The organism is Hespellia stercorisuis DSM 15480 (assembly GCF_900142165.1).
In the GTDB taxonomy this organism is placed as follows: Bacteria; Bacillota; Clostridia; order Lachnospirales; family Lachnospiraceae; genus Hespellia; species Hespellia stercorisuis.
The window spans coordinates 1-18,746 of the sequence record NZ_FQZY01000075.1; the positions used below are offsets into that span (position 1 = coordinate 1).

20 protein-coding genes are annotated in these 18,746 nt (G+C 40.0%); 1 reads left to right on the forward strand and 19 read right to left on the reverse strand.

Annotated elements, in window-relative coordinates:
• On the forward strand, nucleotides 1-335 hold a 335-nt coding region (locus tag BUB85_RS17600), incomplete at its 5' end, for an IS66 family transposase (protein WP_143160773.1).
• A 15-nt stretch (nucleotides 336-350) separates the two neighbouring features.
• On the opposite strand, the gene BUB85_RS17605 is transcribed toward BUB85_RS17600, so the two are convergent.
• The 19 genes from BUB85_RS17605 to BUB85_RS17690 all read right to left on the reverse strand — a co-directional run.
• Nucleotides 351-1,103, reverse strand: coding sequence for a LytR/AlgR family response regulator transcription factor (locus tag BUB85_RS17605; RefSeq protein ID WP_073112861.1), 753 nt, complete (start codon nucleotides 1,101-1,103; stop codon nucleotides 351-353).
• A gap of 273 nt (nucleotides 1,104-1,376) precedes the next feature.
• Nucleotides 1,377-1,646 (reverse strand): HU family DNA-binding protein, encoded by a 270-nt coding sequence (locus BUB85_RS17610; protein ID WP_143160777.1) that lies wholly within the window; start codon nucleotides 1,644-1,646, stop codon nucleotides 1,377-1,379.
• Between the two features lie 72 nt (nucleotides 1,647-1,718).
• Entirely contained in the window at nucleotides 1,719-2,141 is a 423-nt protein-coding gene (locus BUB85_RS17615; protein ID WP_073112863.1) for a hypothetical protein, read from the reverse strand.
• A 33-nt stretch (nucleotides 2,142-2,174) separates the two neighbouring features.
• A complete protein-coding gene (locus tag BUB85_RS17620; protein WP_073112864.1) occupies nucleotides 2,175-2,477 on the reverse strand; it encodes a hypothetical protein in 303 nt (100 codons plus the stop codon).
• A 4-nt stretch (nucleotides 2,478-2,481) separates the two neighbouring features.
• Entirely contained in the window at nucleotides 2,482-3,351 is an 870-nt protein-coding gene (locus BUB85_RS17625; RefSeq protein ID WP_143160778.1) for a hypothetical protein, read from the reverse strand.
• Complete coding sequence (locus tag BUB85_RS17630; RefSeq protein WP_073112866.1) at nucleotides 3,323-3,814, reverse strand: hypothetical protein; 492 nt, start codon at nucleotides 3,812-3,814, stop codon at nucleotides 3,323-3,325. Before BUB85_RS17630 ends, BUB85_RS17625 begins: the two co-directional genes overlap by 29 nt.
• A gap of 248 nt (nucleotides 3,815-4,062) precedes the next feature.
• A complete protein-coding gene (locus tag BUB85_RS17635; protein WP_073112867.1) occupies nucleotides 4,063-11,898 on the reverse strand; it encodes a Spy0128 family protein in 7,836 nt (2,611 codons plus the stop codon).
• A 40-nt stretch (nucleotides 11,899-11,938) separates the two neighbouring features.
• Nucleotides 11,939-12,097, reverse strand: coding sequence for a hypothetical protein (locus BUB85_RS21590; RefSeq protein ID WP_159434678.1), 159 nt, complete (start codon nucleotides 12,095-12,097; stop codon nucleotides 11,939-11,941).
• Nucleotides 12,097-13,392 carry a hypothetical protein gene (locus tag BUB85_RS17640; RefSeq protein WP_073112868.1) on the reverse strand — a complete coding sequence of 432 codons (1,296 nt, stop codon included), beginning with the start codon at nucleotides 13,390-13,392 and terminating at the stop codon, nucleotides 12,097-12,099. The genes BUB85_RS21590 and BUB85_RS17640 overlap by 1 nt, the downstream gene beginning before the upstream one ends.
• A gap of 119 nt (nucleotides 13,393-13,511) precedes the next feature.
• Nucleotides 13,512-14,285, reverse strand: a complete 774-nt coding sequence (locus tag BUB85_RS17645) for a LytR/AlgR family response regulator transcription factor (RefSeq protein ID WP_073112869.1) — start codon at nucleotides 14,283-14,285, stop codon at nucleotides 13,512-13,514.
• Nucleotides 14,286-14,887: 602 nt separating this feature from the next.
• Nucleotides 14,888-15,208: a type II toxin-antitoxin system RelE/ParE family toxin gene (locus BUB85_RS17650; protein ID WP_073112870.1), complete on the reverse strand. Its 321-nt coding sequence runs from the start codon at nucleotides 15,206-15,208 to the stop codon at nucleotides 14,888-14,890.
• Nucleotides 15,208-15,489, reverse strand: coding sequence for a type II toxin-antitoxin system Phd/YefM family antitoxin (locus BUB85_RS17655; protein ID WP_073112871.1), 282 nt, complete (start codon nucleotides 15,487-15,489; stop codon nucleotides 15,208-15,210). Before BUB85_RS17655 ends, BUB85_RS17650 begins: the two co-directional genes overlap by 1 nt.
• 279 nt (nucleotides 15,490-15,768) lie before the next feature.
• Complete coding sequence (locus BUB85_RS17660; protein WP_073112872.1) at nucleotides 15,769-16,188, reverse strand: L,D-transpeptidase family protein; 420 nt, start codon at nucleotides 16,186-16,188, stop codon at nucleotides 15,769-15,771.
• A gap of 51 nt (nucleotides 16,189-16,239) precedes the next feature.
• Nucleotides 16,240-16,752, reverse strand: a complete 513-nt coding sequence (locus tag BUB85_RS17665) for a hypothetical protein (protein ID WP_073112873.1) — start codon at nucleotides 16,750-16,752, stop codon at nucleotides 16,240-16,242.
• The gene (locus BUB85_RS17670) at nucleotides 16,749-16,964 is read right to left on the reverse strand and encodes a hypothetical protein (RefSeq protein WP_073112874.1); all 216 of its coding nucleotides are present in this window, start codon (nucleotides 16,962-16,964) and stop codon (nucleotides 16,749-16,751) included. Before BUB85_RS17670 ends, BUB85_RS17665 begins: the two co-directional genes overlap by 4 nt.
• A gap of 366 nt (nucleotides 16,965-17,330) precedes the next feature.
• A complete protein-coding gene (locus tag BUB85_RS17675; RefSeq protein WP_073112875.1) occupies nucleotides 17,331-17,645 on the reverse strand; it encodes a type II toxin-antitoxin system RelE/ParE family toxin in 315 nt (104 codons plus the stop codon).
• Entirely contained in the window at nucleotides 17,635-17,934 is a 300-nt protein-coding gene (locus tag BUB85_RS17680) for a type II toxin-antitoxin system RelB/DinJ family antitoxin (protein WP_073112876.1), read from the reverse strand. Before BUB85_RS17680 ends, BUB85_RS17675 begins: the two co-directional genes overlap by 11 nt.
• 183 nt (nucleotides 17,935-18,117) lie before the next feature.
• Complete coding sequence (locus BUB85_RS17685; RefSeq protein ID WP_084534117.1) at nucleotides 18,118-18,405, reverse strand: GHKL domain-containing protein; 288 nt, start codon at nucleotides 18,403-18,405, stop codon at nucleotides 18,118-18,120.
• A gap of 20 nt (nucleotides 18,406-18,425) precedes the next feature.
• Nucleotides 18,426-18,746 (reverse strand): IS66 family transposase (locus tag BUB85_RS17690; protein ID WP_143160689.1); only part of this gene is annotated, 321 nt, incomplete at its 5' end.

Consider the following 18,746-nt stretch of genomic DNA (forward strand, 5'->3'; position numbering starts at 1 on the left):
AAGAAAATCCTTTACCAGAAGTCACAACCAAAAAGCGTGGTCGAAAGAAAAAGACCAAGGTACTAAATCTAATTGACAGACTTGTGAATTACAAGGCATCAGTCTGCTTATTTATAAAGAATCTCTGTGTTCCGTTTGATAATAACCTTGCGGAACGTGATTTGCGAATGATTAAGGTTAAAACCAAGGTCTCAGGATGTTTTCGCAGTGAGGAAGGCGCACAGGAATATCTTACAATCATGAGCTATATTGGGACTGCTCATAAGCATGGAATAAATGCTTTTACAGCAATCAGAGAAGCCCTTTTAGGGAATTCCGATATCATCTTTAACTAATGGAGTTCTGAACAGTTACGCTGTTTTAATATTTGCGTAATAGGCCTCACTAATCGGAATCTCCGCACCATTTTCAAGGATTGCTTTTGTTTTATTTAATGTATGAATCGCTCCAACTCTTAATATGAATGCTCTTTGAGCACGCAAAAAGCCAAATGGGAATACCATTTCTTCCAGTTTGTACATGGAAGAATAGAATTCGAAAGACTCTTCCGGCTCTCCATAATGTACAGTAATAATTCTGCGAAAGATTTCAAAATAGCGAATTTTTTCGATTTCAATATTGCGATACTCCCCGATTCCACGAATAAGTAACGTTTTTTTTCTATGTTCCATAATTCTGCGGGCAACGCGTATAAATATTTCTTCAAATTTTTCTTTTGCTGTTACATCTTTTACTATGTAGTGAAACGCATTTACATCAAATGCATCCAGTGCATACTCTTTATCGCAGGTAAGAAATATTAACTCACCTTTAAAAGGATTATTATTTTTCCCTTCCCGAAGCATTTTACTTAACTTGATTCCATTAATTTTCGGCATATGAATATCCACATAGATTACATCTGGCGGACACTCCATATCTTCCAGATGGAAAAGAAATGAGTTGGCACTATCGTAACAGGTAATATCCGTGTCAATTCCATGCGCTCTTGCCACTTCTTCTATCATTGCTTTATACTTTTTTCTCTCTCTCTCCTCATCATCACAAATTGCAATGTGAATACAACTTACCATCATTGATCGATTTAATTTATCCACACTCATATCACCCTTCCACTTAAGAACTTAGAATAAGAGCGTTCTTTTCTCGTGTACATTTCTTTTCCATAATACATACCGAACACACCGCGCATTATCGTCATGTAATGAAAACAAGGTTTTCATGTAACGAAAACCTTGTTATAGCGCATATGCAATATTATGTAGTGCAGCACTTTTTATGCACGATTTAACCACTCCTTATAACGCATCTGAGACAGACACGGTTTCCATTTAACTCTATTCTGCAGAATGGACAACTCTCTTGTGTTTCTCCCACTATATGCAACGCTGTCTAGCTGTTGTCAGTCTTCTCTCTGCCTGTTCAATCGTTGTTGTCGACATTTTTACATAAGCAATATCTTCCTCTGTAAATATGCATAATTCTCTTCCGATTTGAATAATATTGCGTTTGCTTCTTTTTTTTGCAAATTTTCCAGTTCTTTCTGCCCGATGCGCGGTTTCAAATGTTCCCAATCCTATAAATTGAATTTTCTCATCTCCTTTCCTCAGAGCAACCATCTTTATATAAGAGTAACTTTTTTCCATTGTTTTGTACATTCTCATGACAGTCTTACGTCAAATACGATCACCTATTGTACTGAGATGTTTCATTAGTACTCAATTACTTTTGGTCTTCTGTACCGATTGGTAGATTTCCTCAAGTGCAAGAGTCAAAACCGAAAGCATTTCTTTTTGATTTCTAAATAAACTTGTTCCTACGCTTTTTGTACCTTTGATTTCTCCATACAGTTCACCAAACTGCTCCCGTATAATTTTAAGAATACATAACTTTACAGGACGCTTTACTATTTTCTTGTCTTGGTTATTTTTCCATTCTTCAGACGGCATTGGTCCTGCAGACAAAAAGCCGCGAATTTCACATGCAAGTTCTTCTTTATTGGCAAAATCTCTTCGTATTCCCGTGCCCGCCTGATATATTCTGCCCGAAAAGTCAAAAGGTTCTATTTTTGCATCAATACAGATATAAAATATTTTTCTGTCATCCAGTTTATATAAATGGATCATACGCTCTTCATTCATCTTTATTATTCTCCATGATTTAATCTCTTGCTATTATTTCACTTTTTGAATCTTAAAAGTAGAATGTCCATAAATTTGCTCCGGACTTATATCAAACCCTCCATCTTTTAATATCTCAATTGTTCCTTGTGATCCTGTTCCTGCATCCCCCGCACTCACTCCATTTATAATCACGATTTCATTTTCTTCCTGATCTTTCAAAACCAACATATGTTTCATCTTTTTAGGCTCCAAAATCATCTCTGCCTGCACGATTTCCCCCAGAAAATTCCTTTTTTCATAATACGCTTCTAATGCATGAGATGTACTGCCATATCCATTAATGTAATAAATCATTGATCTACCTCTTTTCCTTTAGTTCTTTTTTCCATTCATCTATCAAAGGCTGATGTAATTTTGCTTCCCCTTCCTTTCTAGCAGAAACTGCATCTGAAAGGCTCTCATAAGTCCCCAAATCATACCGCTTCCCCTTTAAATTAATTATAGCTTTGTATTTTCCATTTGGCAGTTCATATACCCCCGTGTATCCACTCTTGTTGTCACTTCTCTTTTTTCTGGTAAGAGCTTCCAGGGAGGTTCCGTCCCCAAAATGACGATACTGAATCAATTCATATCCCGTTTCCTCTTTGCGGCAGCCACAACTTTTTCTATTTCCGTGTACCAGCTCTGATTCCGAAACATCAACTTCATTCCCGCAGTCACAGCAGCAATGCCAAACAATAGACCCACTGTTCGTTCGCTTTGACGTCATCGAGAGCACTGACAACCGATGAAATCTTTGCCCCGTCAAATCTTTATAATAAACTTTATCTCTCTTTTTTCTGGAACAACCGCAATGTGTTGAAAACCCCCGCACAAGATTTCTTGCCGTTTGATAATACAGGTTTCCACAATCGCACTGACACTTCCAGACCACGCTCCCATCTTTTCGGAGTTCTGTAGCTTCTAATACTAATAATTTTCCGAAACGCTTTCCTGTAAGTTCTAAGTGCAACCTGCGAAAAGCCTCTTCCCCGCATCCACAGCTCTTTGTACGACCCGCCTGCAAATTCGAATACAGTGGAAAGCTCTCACGGCCACAACCACACTGACACTTGCAACGACACTGACCTTTTTCATCACGAAAGACGTCTAACACTGTAAGATTGCCATATTGATTGCCGATAATCTGACGGTACTTACTATTCTTTGCTATTGATCGTTTTTCCATGTTCCACCTTCGCTGTCACCACAGTTCTCTTCAGATCCTCCCACTTCATGCGATCCTGTTCCTGCGTATACTCCGCCCCAAGCTCGTTCATGTCAACAATTCCACATTCAAGTGCTCCCAAGACAATTCGAATTCTTTTTTTCTCTCCAATATTACGAATACGGAAAAAATTTGCCGTTTGCTGGTCACTAATTAGAATTTCTCGAAGTTGTCCACACGTCCTGATCTGTATCCGCGACAGGCACTCAAGAATCCCGTTATCATAAGATAACTCCGCGACACTCTGTGCTAGAATACTTTCAAATTCACATTCCCACTCTTGATATTCTTTCAATGTAATCAATCCAAGATGCCTTAATAATATAACTCCGCTTTTCAGTTCTGTTTTCTCAGATGGCATATATAACTTTGTCTTGCTTTCTTCAATTGTGTTTTTCAAATATTGTTTTATTCTTTTCTGCACTTTGCTTTCACCCGTCTTATACTTTATCCTACTCACATACTTAATTTGAGTTAAAAATTGTTTTGTTCCATAAAATTCTATTGCTTTCTTCTGTTGCCTCTTAAACTTAAAACGTTTTTATCATCATAATCTAAATACTCTCCAAAATTTCCTGCTTGTAATGAAACAATTGCTTTTATGTAATGAAAATCCCCGACTTTTCGATCGAGGATTTTCATTATTTTATATCGGTATTTTGTTCTTCTGATTTATTTAGTTTCTCTTCGTTTTCTTACGATCAGGACAATCGCTCCCGCTGAAAGAAGTAATATCAGAGCAAGTAAACCAACTGCTGTTGAATCGCCAGTCTTTACTATTTCAATAATATTGTTCGCGAATGTGGTCTTATTATTATCCTGATTTCTAAATGCAACAACTGTGTTATTACTATTATCCTGATTTCCAGGTTTAACAACTGTGTTATTACCATTATCCTGATTTTCAGGTTCAATAACCGTCTTCGTATACTTATTCGTAAAGACTGCACTCTTAGAATCGGCGCCATCGCCATCAGCAATAGTTCGTGTGACAACCAGTGTTCCATTCTCATCTGTCACTACATCTGTCAGTGTATATACCGTCTTGTCATAAGTATATTCCTTGTTGGTTCCTGCCACCTCGCTGATGGTATAACTATAAGTCCCTGCGCTTGTATAGGTATATTCTCCAAATTCTACTTTTCCTGCACCCTGTACAGCAGCAAGTTTGACTCCTTCCTCACTACCCTCCGGCATTGGAAATGCCGGGTCTGCCGCCTTCATCTGGAATGTAAATGTTTCTTTCTCAGATGGTGTATCTCCACTGATTTTCTTCTCAACCGGTGGGTCTACCGTAACTGGCCTGGTCTCATACTTATTGGTAAAGAGGATTGCATCTGCTGTTTCTTCGCCCTTTGTTACCGTTCCTACTGCTTCAAGCTGACCACCATTATCTGTCACATTGACTGCCACAGTGTAAACACTGTCATCATAGGTATAACCATTCTCTGTTCCAGCAGTCTCTTTTACTTCATATACATAAATACCTGCTTTTTCAAAAGTAATCTCTCCGAAGTTTGCAAGTCCTGCACCTGCCGTCGTAACCTCCGTTGTCTCTTTCCCGTCTGTCATCGGCATCGGCTCTGTGCCTTCCCTGCCAGTGATGGTAAAGGTAAAGGTCTTGTTATCTGGTGCCGGTCCATCAATGGCTTTCGTCACAGTTGGCACTGTATAAGTCCCAGAAGCCACTGCATAGTTGTTCGTAAACACTACGGAATCCTCTTCTCCCAGCTCTTCGCGTGCATCTCCGGTTCCTCTGTAACTCTTTTCTGATGTTTTCAGTGTTCCATGATCATCTGTTACCACCACTTCATACTGATAAATGCTGTCGTCGTAAGTGTATCCATTCGCAGTTCCCTGCGTCTCTGTGATGTTATAGAGATAAGTTCCTGCTGCTGTAAATGTAATCTTGCCAAATGCACTTGCCGTTCCTGCTCCGCTCACTCTCGCTGTAGTGTTCTCCGGTTCCGGTGCATTACCGACAGGTGTCATGTTAAACGTAAACTCTTTTTCTTCCGGTCTGTCTGCTCCTGTCAGTTTCTTCGACACTTCTGGTGCAGTTACTTTTGCCGGCTCTGGTGTATAGGTGTTCGTAAAGCTCATTACACCTGAAGTTACCACTTCATTGTCCTTGTTGGTGATTGTTGTCACCTTATCGTAGCTGGTTCCATTGTCAATTACCTGTACTGTCATAGTGTAGACTTCATCGCTGTAGCTGTATCCAGTCGATCCGCCGTCTGCCTCTGTAATCTTGTACACATAGGTTCCTGCTTCGGTAAAGGATATCTCTCCGAAATTCGCGGTTCCTGCTCCGGTAATCTGGATTTCTTTCTTGCCCTCTGCACTTTCAGCCGGCATAGCTGCCGTTCCCTGACCTTCTAACAGGAAGGTGAAATCACTGTCTTCTACAGGTGTCTGGCCTGCCAAAATCTTTGTCACTCCCGGTGTCTCTGTAACTGGCGGATACTTGTCCCATACTGCGTATAAAGTAACGTCTTCTTTTACTTCCTCCATCTCAAATGTGTCCCCTGCATGGTAAGTTGTTCCTTCTCCATCGGCTTTTGTGTTCCATCCTGCAAAATTATGTCCAGGTCTTTTAAGTACATTTTTGTCTGCGTCTTTCACCGTAACTGTATCATTCTCTGTTGGGAAATATTTCGTGTCATCGGTTGGAGCGGTCCCCGTACCTTCGTTTGCATCGTATTGTACATTTGCATAGATCGTAACTTGAAATTCCCTGGTTATTTTGCCGCCGTAGCCATCATCTACAGAAGCAACCCCGGTTACAACACCCGTCTTGTTTGCTTCAACTAATGCATTTCCATCGTTTTTGCTGTCATCAATCGTTGCAACTGTTGTATCTTCACCTGGCTTTAATCCTATGGTTGCAAAACTAATACCTGGTGCCGTATTTGTTACGGTAGTTTTTATTTCATTTTCTTTTGTTCCAACCTTAAATGCTGCATCCTCTGGAGATACGGCTATACTTGGTTTTGTGTAAATACCTGCGTTTACATTACTCCTTGTATAACTATTCTTAGCTGAATCGGCTGTAAAACTGACCTTTGCAAGATTCGTCTTTCTATTGAAGGCAGAACTTACTGTTTCATCTGTACTTGGTACATCAGACATATAGTTTACTAACTTCTTGCCATCTGGTAATATAATCTGTACGTTCCATGCATCGGTTCCATCATGAGGCATAAGCAATGTATATTTACCATTTGCGCCTGTTACATTTGCTGAATTTCCTGTCTGCACTACTTCTGCATTGTCGTTGTTCGCATCCAGAAGTTTCATTTCAGCACCAGCATATAAACCAGTACTGTCGGATGCCTCGTAGAGAGAGTCATAATCACTTTCATCCCACACATAGCCTGTGAGAGACATATCCGTCATAATATACTGCATTGGCAGTGACGTCTGTCCCACGTCTCCGAAATACGGGGCTCCTCCCTTTCCTTCCTTCGTGAAGTTGGCATAGAATACGGCATTATTTGTCTGGGTTCCCACCTGGCTCTTATGCTCGTGAAGCTTGTAATTCAACTGGAAATTAACTTTCTCTTTGGTCTGAATGGAATCTACGGTTACTTTTACCATAGTAACTTCACTCAGATCCGCCGGTGCACCGATGACGCCATTCCTGTCTTTCCATTTCGCCCAGTTTGCGCCTTTTGCGCCGGCATATCCGTTTGTTCCCGGATTGCTGTCTGTGGTATACCATACAACATAATCCAATGTCTTTGCGTCCATATCTGAGGTATCTACATCCAGCAGATCCATGGCAAATTCATTGGCATCTGTGGTCCGTGTCTGGCCGCCATATACATAAGAGTATCTTTCTCCCTGTTTTGTGATCGGAATATACACTTCCCAGTCATTGGTATCTGTCTTGTCATCTCCTGTCATATAGACCTTTTCACTATAAAGATTTTCTACGGCTGTCATATCCTTACTGGTAACCGATGTCGTAGATTCCTGATAAGGATGAGTTGCAATGGCATACGGGACAACTCCTTGAATGGATTGTTCCAGAATCTTATGTGTTGCGGTGATTTCTGTGTAAAGCATCTCCGCAGATTTATCCTTGTTGCTGTTCTTCGCTGTTGTGGTATTGCCAAAGACATCTCCATAAGGCCCATTATCCACCAGCTGGTTATAATCGTTACAAGTCTCTACCAGTATTCCGGTTGCATTGCCAGGCCCTTTGCCGTCTCGATTGGCATCATATGGCGTATCCATCATGACTGCTGCAACTGGTGTCTGCGTGATCGTCTCTGCATCATAAGCTACCTGCAGCTTGAAGTTGACATTATATTCATAAAATGGAATCCAGCCTGCGTTTCCTTGAATCCACGTTGCCGTTCCAGAAGCTTTTACCAGATTTTCATCTGCTACACCATCAAAGGACACAACCAGATACCCATACCCGGCATCTCCTGATTTTCCTTCTCCAGTGCCTGCAGGTATAAAATTCACTGTCGCGCCGTCAGGTACTCTGCTGATACTGCCCTCCACATAAGTAAAATCCTTTGCTATTTTGTAATAGTAAGTTGGGCGAATCAATACATTATTATCCTTTATCATTTTATGAGTCCCATCGGAAGCAGAGAATTGTTCCCTTGTACTTACCTGCACCTGATCTCCCTGATTCGTACTGGACTTCCCATACGTAACTGTAGATCTGAGCTGTGCGATCTCTGCTCTCTGCCCTGCAATACGCTCACTCTTTCCCGTGGTTGTAAATGCATCAGACTCTGTCTTTATCTCGCCAAAGATATTCTTGTAAGTCAGTGCTGCCTTCACATCCAGTTTGTCGTAGGTCTTACTGCTATCTGTCTCATCTGTATACATGGTTCCCACTTCTTTTCCACTGGCCGAGTATGTATCTGGGATATTTACTCCAATCATAGACAGACCGATGGATGGCAAATCATAATTTCCCACTACGCCCGCACTTAATTTATTTGAATTATCTCCCCAGTTCAAGCCATTTGGGATGCCTACTTTTAATTCTGTAACGTACACACCATTTGCAATATCTACACCTGGAATCATATAATACATTCTGCCTTCACTATAATCGCCCCAACTTTGATTGGCCGCCGATGTAATGGATTTCTTTTCCCCATTGGATAAGGTATAATCCAATGTAAAACTCCAAAACTGCACCCATCCGTTCAGTGGGAAACTAATACTGTTCGTCAGTGACAGCAGGTCCTTGTCTGTACCTGTGAAATCGATGACTGCATCCTGATACTGTATGATTGCTGCTGAATTCGTTGGCGCTGCGACCCGGATCTGTGTCAATTCCAGCCCATTGTCTGCCGCACTTTCCAGTGTATTACAGGTCAGCCTTTCCTGATCAATTTCCGTGTTCAAAGGTCCCATGTTGCTGCTAAGCAGATTCCCTCGCCTATCTGCGATGCGTGCATGTGGATTCACGTAATAATCCGCATCATGGACAGACACACCTGTTACACCGTCTCCCTCCACTAACTTGGCCGCAGACATGTTTTTATAAGCATTCTTAGTACCATGGATTGTTCCGCCATTGCTGTCCTTCGACTCATTTCCTTCTATGATCTCTGACTTGTAATCACTGTACTCACAATAAAGTGCCGTATCATACTTTAGTGTTTTCGGAAGATCTGCTGATCCATTTGTTCCAATTACCCCATCGTAATTGAGATATCCCGGCTCTACCTTATTGATATAGAATGAAGGATACTGAATAATCAAATCACCTCCCGGATTCCAGCTATTGACATCTTTCGGTGTTATGACCCACTTGGTTCCATACTGGATCCCCAGTTTTTGATATAAAGCTTTCAGGTCATAATACCTGGTGGTTCCCGAAGTATACTCTGCTGCGTTGTAGGAATTATGATTCGCATTTCCGGATGCTGTTTCTTTTGTATCGCTATATTTGCTCCAGATGGTCTTCGTATAATCGTCGGCATCAATTCCCAAATCCAGAAGATCATAATACTTGCCATCATCCCCCCACACTCCCAGTGGTTTAAATCCATTTCCCGACATCCGATCTGTCATTGTAACTGCCTCACCAGCCACTTCTATGACAACGGGATTATATCCCTCCTGACCATATGCAATGGTGTTTCCCTCGCTATCGATGTTATAGTCCATGGTATCATTATATTTCATGACCTCGAAGGCAAAATATCGTCCTGTCTCTTCATGATTGTTGACTTCCATGGAACCACCAAAACCATTAGGGCGTAGTTTTAAAGTATCCTTTAAATGGTTGGTCGTAACCGTATAGTCTTTGGTCAGTGCTGCACCTTTTTGATCCTGAATCTGATCCGAGGTCATCTCTCTGTGAATTTTGGCCTTGTATGCATCTGGAATATCTGTCCCATCAGAAAGCTTTGCGTGATACGCACGCAGCTTGTAAGTAAACCAGGTCGTCTGGTTCTGGCTGCCCAGCACATTATATTCATACTGTTCTTTTAGCACCTCAATACGTGACACGTAATTTTTGTTGCCTGCTGTATTGGCTTCTGCCAGCGACCACTCCGTCAAACTGGTCCCATCAATGACTGTTTCTGTAATGCCATCGATGGTCTTTGGAGTATAGCCTGCCGCAAAGGTCTCTTCATCTACTAAGGTCTCGATTCGTACCACAGCTCCTGTCGTCGCATCGGTTACATAGATTCGATAGGTCATGCCATTTACTTTTGCCGTTTTCAGACTGCCCATCCAGATTGGCGATAATGCCTCTTCGTAATCATAGCTAAGCTGCAGGTTATCCTGAATCTGAAAATTCTTGCCTGTCTTGATATAAAGCTTAGCCATCAGTTCATCACTGTCCTTGTAAACATTGGAGCTTGAAGTGTATTGCGATATTTGAGAAAGGAGAGCGTCCGTGGATGCCAGATTTACCTCATGCTCCAAACTAACTGCAATCTCCTTATCTCCCTGAATAAACGTAAACTTTAGCGGCGGACTGCCTTCTGTCTTTTCGCTTCCTCCAGAAGCCAGGTTCGTGTAAGTTACTGTAGAGCCGGAAGCTGCGCTATAGATAGTCTTACTCCAATCCCCCTGATACAGCCTGTTATAATACACCGTTGGATAGTAATTAAGGGTAAAGGTTCCTGGCTGTGACAGGATATCTGTATAAGAGAGGCCTGTTCCGCTGACCATTTCCTTATAGTCCGAGCCATCCATGGTATTCGCCGCCTTTGCCCCATTCATAATCCAGGTTCCGGCATCATCGGTTCCACTGCCCATTGCGGTATTCCAATCATACGATTTTAATACAATGGTTGTTCCGCTGTCCGTTGTAAAAGAGACATACATGAGTCCCTTATCTATGAATATCTTATCTTCCTCTGGAAGAATCATCTCCATTGTAGTTCCGTCCGCAAGATATCCTGCAGACTTGTGATATTCAATTTTAAAGCCTTTTGCTGTCTGTAGTGCATCTCGACTCAGCAAGGTAAACGCATCATCTGCTGCACTTGCCATGATTCCATTTCCAACATTTAAATCCTGGCTTCCTGCTCTTGTAATTTCTCCCGGCATCCAGGTATAGTCATCGGATACATTTTTAATGGTAAAGGAAGGCGTGGTGGTGTCTCCCTGTAATATTAATCTGGAAATCTTGTCACTGTCTTTTACAATGACATCTGTCTGATTGTCCTTGCCGTAATGGGCATACATTTTCATATCGAAGTTGTATGTTCCACCACTGTTCGGCAGATCTGTAATTAACTTTTCTGCATTCTGTGTGATATAAAATTGTCCGGTTGCTGCCGTTACAATTCCGTCTTGACATTTTGCGATGATCGTTGTGCTGCCATCTGAATTTGTTTTCTTTGTATAAGTAACTCCTGAAAGTGTTGGCATATTTGTAACCGTAAAATTAGCTGGAATAATAAATTCAGCTGCCACATCGACTCTGTCCTCATCTGAAATCTCTTGCGGCGTAAATGTAAATTTAACCCCGAACTGATATTCACCCCTTTTTCCAATCCCAAAATCTTCCGGCGTCTTTAATACGTCATTTGAACTGTCTAATTGAATATAGTTGTTGGTGTCGGAAACTTCGATCGGTGCTCCTGCTGTCAAAAGCTGCACGTCTTCTTCCTCCGTTGTTGGTTTTTCTGTTTCTGGCTTTTCTGTTTCTAGTGTTTCTGTCTCCGGTTTTTCTGTTTCCGGTTTTTCTGTTTCTGCCGTTTCTGTTTCTGGTTTTTCTGTTTCCGCTTTTTCTGTTTCTGGTGTTTCCGTTTCCGGTTTTTCTGTTTCTGGCGTTTCCGTTTCCGGTTTTTCTGTTTCTGGCGTTTCCGTTTCTGGTTTTTCTGTTTCTGGTGTTTCTGTTTCTGGTGTTTCCGTTGTTGGTGTTTCTGTTTCCGTTGCCGATGTTTCCACTGCCGGTGTTTCTGTACTGGCTGCATACACACTGACTGGTGTAGAACATACCATAATCACTACCAGAAGCAGTGATAGTCCACTGGACAATCTTTTATTTAATCTCATTCTCATGTTTTCCTCCTTTGTTATATATCATTGATTGCCTTCACTGTTATGTGATGTGAATCGTTATTTGTTCTGTATCATTTTCACTAATTCCACAAAGACCGTCATACCTTTCTGCTCTTTTGTGTATCTGACGGCAGATTATTAAAACAATGCCGATGCTCATAAGAAAAAGAACGGTTAATACCATATTTAAAGTTGTCATTACAAATCACCTCCATACATTTGTTGAAATGCTTTTTTCTTTTGTTGCTGTACCCACCTGAATAAACTTTGATAGGAAAAGACATATATTCCACCACCTCCAAATACTGAGCAGATTAATCCAGCCAACAGTATCGTAAGCCCGTTGACCTGACTAATATCAGTCACACTGGTTGCGCCTACTGTATACGGAGTATTTTTCCCTTCATTCGTTTTCTTATTGTTTGTTTTTGCCTGTATCGTCTTCTGTTTTAAAGAGGAATCTTCCTCAGATACAATTTCCTCTTGAACTGTTACTTGTGCTGCCAACACTTGTTCCACCGCAGGTCTCGAAATATTGTTGTCCTTTTCTGTGCCCACCATAGCTGCTTGAGGAATTGTCTGGATATCTGCCTGAAAGTCCAACTGATGATTCTGTTCTTGTATCGGTATTATTTTTGTATAGCTGGTTCCACACCGGGCGCACGTATAAATCACATGTCCTGCATCCGAATCAGTCGCTTCTACCCGTTCTTTTTCCTGATAATCATGTCCTAATGCGGGCAATGCCTCCGTGTGAGTGTCCTGGCAGCGAGTACATATATAGGTAACTATCCCCTCCTCTGTACAGGTTTCCTTTACTCGATTACTTTCTTTATAATCATGCCCAATTGCAGGCAGCCTCTTCGTGTAAGTGTCTTTACACTGAGTACAGGTATAAGTCACATATCCTGCGTCAGTACAAGTTGCCTCTGTCCGTTTACTTTCTTGATAATCATGTCCTAATGCGGGCGATGTCTCAATGTAAGTATCTTTACACCGAGTACAGGTATAAGTCACACGTCCCGCGTCAGTACAAGTTGCCTCTGTCCGTTCACTTTCTTGATAATCATGTCCTAATGCGGACGTCGTCTCACTGTAAGTGTCTTTACACCGAGTACAGGTATAAGTCACATGTCCCGCGTCAGTACAGGTTACCTCTGTCCGTTCACTTTCTTGATAATCATGCCCTAATACAGGTGTGGTCTCTATATAAATTTCATGGCACCGGGTACAGATATAAATCACGTATCCCTCATCGGTGCAAGTTGCTTCTACCCGTTCACTTTCCCGATAGTCATGTCCCAATGGCGAAAGAATTTCTTCATAAGCCAAATCACAATATTGACATTCCTGCCGGACAAATCCTTCCGTTATACATGTTGGTTCAACTCGTGATTCAACATAGGAATGTGCATAAACCTTTGTCGAAAATCCAGTCGTTAAGATTAACGACAAGCCAATCAGCGACGCTATACGAAATCTATTCTTTTTCAAATAATTCGCCTCCCCTATTTATACATCATAAAAGTTAAATGCTTCTTTTTCTTTAAAATGTCACAGAATTTCCCTTTTCATGTAATGAGATGTCTTCCCCTATGAAAAAAAGCTTTCAATTATCTCTTACCCATGTTGTCAAATGCTGTTTTAATATTTGCATAATAATTTTCACTAATCGGAATCTCCGCACCATTTTCAAGAATAGCTTTTGACTTGTTTAATGTATGAATTGCACCTACCCTTAATATGAATGCTCTTTGAGCACGCAAAAAACCAAAGGGAAATACCATTTCTTCCAACTTATTCATAGATGAATAGAATTCAAAGCATTCTTCAGGCTCCCCATAATGTACGGTAATAATTCTGCGAAAGACTTCAAAATAGTGAATCTGTTTGATTTCAATTTTGCGATATTCACCGATTCCGCGAATCAATAATGTTTTCTTTCTGTGTTCCATAACTCTGTTTGCAACACGTAAGAATATTTCTTCGAATTTCTCTATTGGTGTTACCTCTTTTACAATATAGTGAAAAGCGTTTACATCAAAAGCATCCCAGACATATTCTTTATCACAGGTAAGAAAAATCAATTCTCCACTAAATTTCTTAGGAGTTTTTTTCTCGCGAAGTATTTTGCTTAACTTCATTCCATCTAATTCAGGCATATGAATGTCCATATAAATCACATCTGGAAGATACTCCATATCCTCCATATAAAACAAAAAAGATCTGGCATTATCGTAACAAACGATATTCGTATCAATATGATGTTTCCTTGCTATTTTCTCTATCTTTTCTTTGTATTTTTTTCTTTCTCTATCCTCATCATCACAAATTGCAATGTGTATACAACTCAAAAGCTTTGAGCGGTCTAATTTATCTATGGCCATATTCCCCGTCCTTTTAATGACTTTGAAAAGGATTTTTCTATCTTTTCTTGTACAGTTTTCGTCCATAATACATGCCGAATGAACCAACAATCACGTTCATGTCACAAAAACGTGGTTTCTATGTCACGAAACAGTGTCATGGGGGCGCAATGGCTGCCCTCTTTGCATTTTATGTTCCAGTCTGTACAAGAACTGATCTCACTGATGCACTGCATGAAGCTGTTGGATTCCCAACAGACTATCAAATCATATCTGATGTAAATACGCGAAAAGTATTACGTGGTTCGAAAAAGAAAAAGTAATAGTATATAGCTAGATTTTCAGTATACAAAAAACCCGTAGAAAGCTTTGTTTAAGCAATCTACGGGTTTTCGCCGCGAGAGATGGGGATTTATTCTATATTTAACTACAAGTTCCTCGGTACAAAAAAGCCTGTGCGTCCAACAATTCCCATCTCCTTGTTGCTGATACGCTGGGATTGGTTTCCCGCTCTTTTTGCTGAAAAAAGGCGATATTCACAATACCAGTATATGGCATGCGATTTCGCCTTTTGTGAAACGTTCCCTGTGGGAAAAAACAAAAACTTTTGACCACGTCAAATCTTACAATCCGTTGATAATACTCACATAATCCTGCCTTTGATCTACAACTGCATAGACCATAACAATCTTGTTTATCTCATCGATTTTATAGAAAACAAGATCTTTTTCTAATACTAATACTTTATATTTCTGTCTTCTCAAAACCATATATCTAGGTTCATTTCCTATATAAGGATTTTCTTCTAATAGGAGAATCTTCTTTTCTATTTCATCTAGTTTTTTCAAAGCAACTTGATTTCCAAAATTCTCCGCAATCTTGAGAATAACACTATGGAGATGTGAATCCGCTGTGTCTGTTCGTAATACATTGTACTTGGCCATTATACCTCTTTCTGCAGCATATTTCTTAAATCAGCAAATGTATTCTCAATTGGAGCAACTCTTCCATTCGACACATCATCCTCTGCTTCTGCAAGTATTTCTAAAAGCTCAATACGTGATTTCATCCTTTTATATTCTTCATAACTTAAAGAAACTGTATCTCCTCTTCCATTTACTGTAATAATGACAGCCTCTTTATTTTCTCTACACTGCTTCGAAATCTCATTATAATGATTTCTCAAATCAGCCGACGGTCTAATTGCTTCCTGGATAGCCTGCATAACAATTCCTCCTCGTATTTTTAAAATTCATATACCACGTCTTCATAGTCATATTATATCATGATACGTCTATGAAATATACCTCCCAAATTATTATTCACCAATAATTACTGCAACTGTCATATTATGTCCTTCTCCATGAAATAGGTAGTCCATTTTCAACTTAACTTCACCAAATAGCCGTCAGCCAGACAAAAGCAGTACTTTATCCATCTTTTTTTCATTCGCAAATCCTTTGTCTCTGCCTATTTTTTCTTATATATAGAATAATTTTCTCTATTATAACGGCATATGATCAATTACGACTCTAACGCCTGGTTCAACAGCCTTCAAAATCGTAATCATATCTTGCTCACTTACCGCGACACACCCTTGAGTGTATGGTTTTGCACCGAAGCAGTGAAAGAAAATTGCCGACCCATTTCCCACGACACACTCTTTATTGTAATCAAGGAACATGCCATAATTGTATTGTGGTGAGTACGTAATCATCTTCTCACCATTCGAACAATCATGGGGATGCTCACTGATATCAATAATCTGGTTATAATAATGTTCATCACTGCAGCAATATGTATTCTCTGTCACATCCACATAAGGCATCACCGTTCCGGGATTTTCCTTGATACCGAATGCTGTACTCACGCCAAAATCACCAGCAAACTTAAAATCACTGCTATTATCATTCCTCTTTTGCACATGCCTTTTCTCCTTTAAATCACAATGCCATGTAGCCTTACGCAGCTTCGCTTAGAAGCGGGGAACATCTTTTGTAAGGTTATATTCCTCATATAACTTGCTTCGAAATTCCTTATCTTTCGTTGCCGTCATCAAATCTTCCATTCTGTTGTCTCCAACCAGTTTTTCTGTTAAGCTTGCAAAGAGTGCCTCGCCTTCAGTCCTACCCTCGGTCCTGCCCTCAGCCTTGGAATCTTCTCTCATTTCTTCTAATGCTACACACACATTGACCGCCTCCCTTCCATCTTCATTCTGTTCTATATGTTTTGAAATTTCTTTCGTGTTTGTCAGCACCTCAATCGCTTTGCAGGTCTCCATCGGAACTTTAGAAAATATTGCCCGATTCTTTTCTACAAATTTTTCCAATGCCTTCTTATCCCGTTGATACTTTACAAATCCAAATACCATTTTCAGGTCATCGCCATAGGTATCCAAGTCACGAATCTTAGCCACCTCCAGCAGATTCAGCTTATAATTCATCATCATTGGCTGATATGATTTTAATTCGTCTGGAATCTCCATCATACCGTGCAAATCAATGGATGCGTCCCATTTTTATATTTCTTCTTAATGTCTCTGACCTTCTGGCTGTGCGCATTTTTCTCTACGCTGTCAAGTTCGCTTAATTGTTCCGGATCAATCACGTCATTCCCCCGGAATATTCCATGATTGACCACATCCGCATACCGCACCGGATCTGCCAGGTAGGCGTTGATCGTGTCGTTTGCTTTCCCCATATAGTTTCTCCCTTCATTTGTGCAGAAAAGAGACTATATGTTACCTTTATTATAAAGGACTCCTATCAAAAAGCAACCCACATTTCACTTCTCCGCTTTCGTTATTCAGTTTTCAAAAAATTGAAATATCCGGCAGATCGTGCCATGATTTTTCAGATGTGTAAGTACTTCTTACTTACCGGAAATTCTAAGGACATGAATGTTGTCCTGAATAGAACTTCTGAATCTACGTGTTGACAAGCTTGTCCAATTCTTGAAGCACTATAAACAGAGCAATTTTTATCTATCCCAGGTTACAACAAAAAAAGTGCCACCAGACCTTCATCTGGTGGCAAAAAAATTATTTTTTTATAAGCAGCAGTTCTTTTAAATCATTTTCTGTTCATAATCCTGTAACTCATGAAAAATATTATCAACAACTACATTTTTTCCTTCTATCCGATATAACATAAAGTATCTATGCGCCAAAAAATTAATCCTTCTATACCCTTGTTCATTTAGTCTTGGCTTTTCACATAGTTTTAAATTTCCAGCCATCATCTCTAGACACCTTTTTGTTTCTTCAAAATCCTGAATTAAATTTTCTGCTGCTTGTTGGCTTTTCTCCACAAATAATAAATAGCGTATATATCGATCAAGATCTTCTTCTGCATCTAATGTTAATACAACTTTATAAGTCATACTTCTCCCTCATATCTGAAATCACATCATCAGCATCCTTCACTTTCCCTTCCAGAGCGTGTTTTCGTGAAATTTCCAGTTTCATCATCATTTTGTTTTCACTCATCGCTCTGTAAGGATCTTGTGCTGCTAAATTTCTTTTTATCTCAAAAGGGAAACCATTGTTTGCAACTGCTTGGGCTAAAAACATTCTGATAGCAGATGTCGTGTCTGTACCCAACTCCCTAAATAATGAATCCGATTTAGATTTCAAATCATCATCTACTCTTATTTGTATTGTACTTGCCATTGTATACGCCTCCTTTTTAAATGCCATTTTAATCGTAAATAGTTTTTCCATTTATTATATATAGCATAATGCTATTCCATGGCAAAGTCAATGCATTTGCAATGATTTGATAAGATCTTCAATTTTTATCATCGATTATTCTTTTAATGTAGCTGCTGGCATATTGCCGATGCAGTTCTCACCCTAAATACAAATCGTCTGCCTGACCACATATTCTGTATCATCCACCTGTATCTCCCATGTCCCCTTATATTTTTTCACAACATCATCCACGATTTTCATTCCATATCCATGCTCCTTCGCATTTGATTTTTGGGTCTGAAAATTCATGTTCTCATACCTGGAATAAGAATTATTCACACGAATGCACACCCCGTTCTCACTCTGCATCTGAAAAACAATTATTTTTCTCTCATCCGATGAGATTTTCTCAGAAGCCTCAATAGCATTGTCCAGAAGATTATGAATGATTGTAACTGTTCAGAACTCCATTAGTTAAAGATGATATCGGAATTCCCTAAAAGGGCTTCTCTGATTGCTGTAAAAGCATTTATTCCATGCTTATGAGCAGTCCCAATATAGCTCATGATTGTAAGATATTCCTGTGCGCCTTCCTCACTGCGAAAACATCCTGAGACCTTGGTTTTAACCTTAATCATGCGCAAATCACGTTCCGCAAGGTTATTATCAAACGGAACACAGAGATTCTTTATAAATAAGCAGACTGATGCCTTGTAATTCACAAGTCTGTCAATTAGATTTAGTACCTTGGTCTTTTTCTTTCGACCACGCTTTTTGGTTGTGACTTCTGG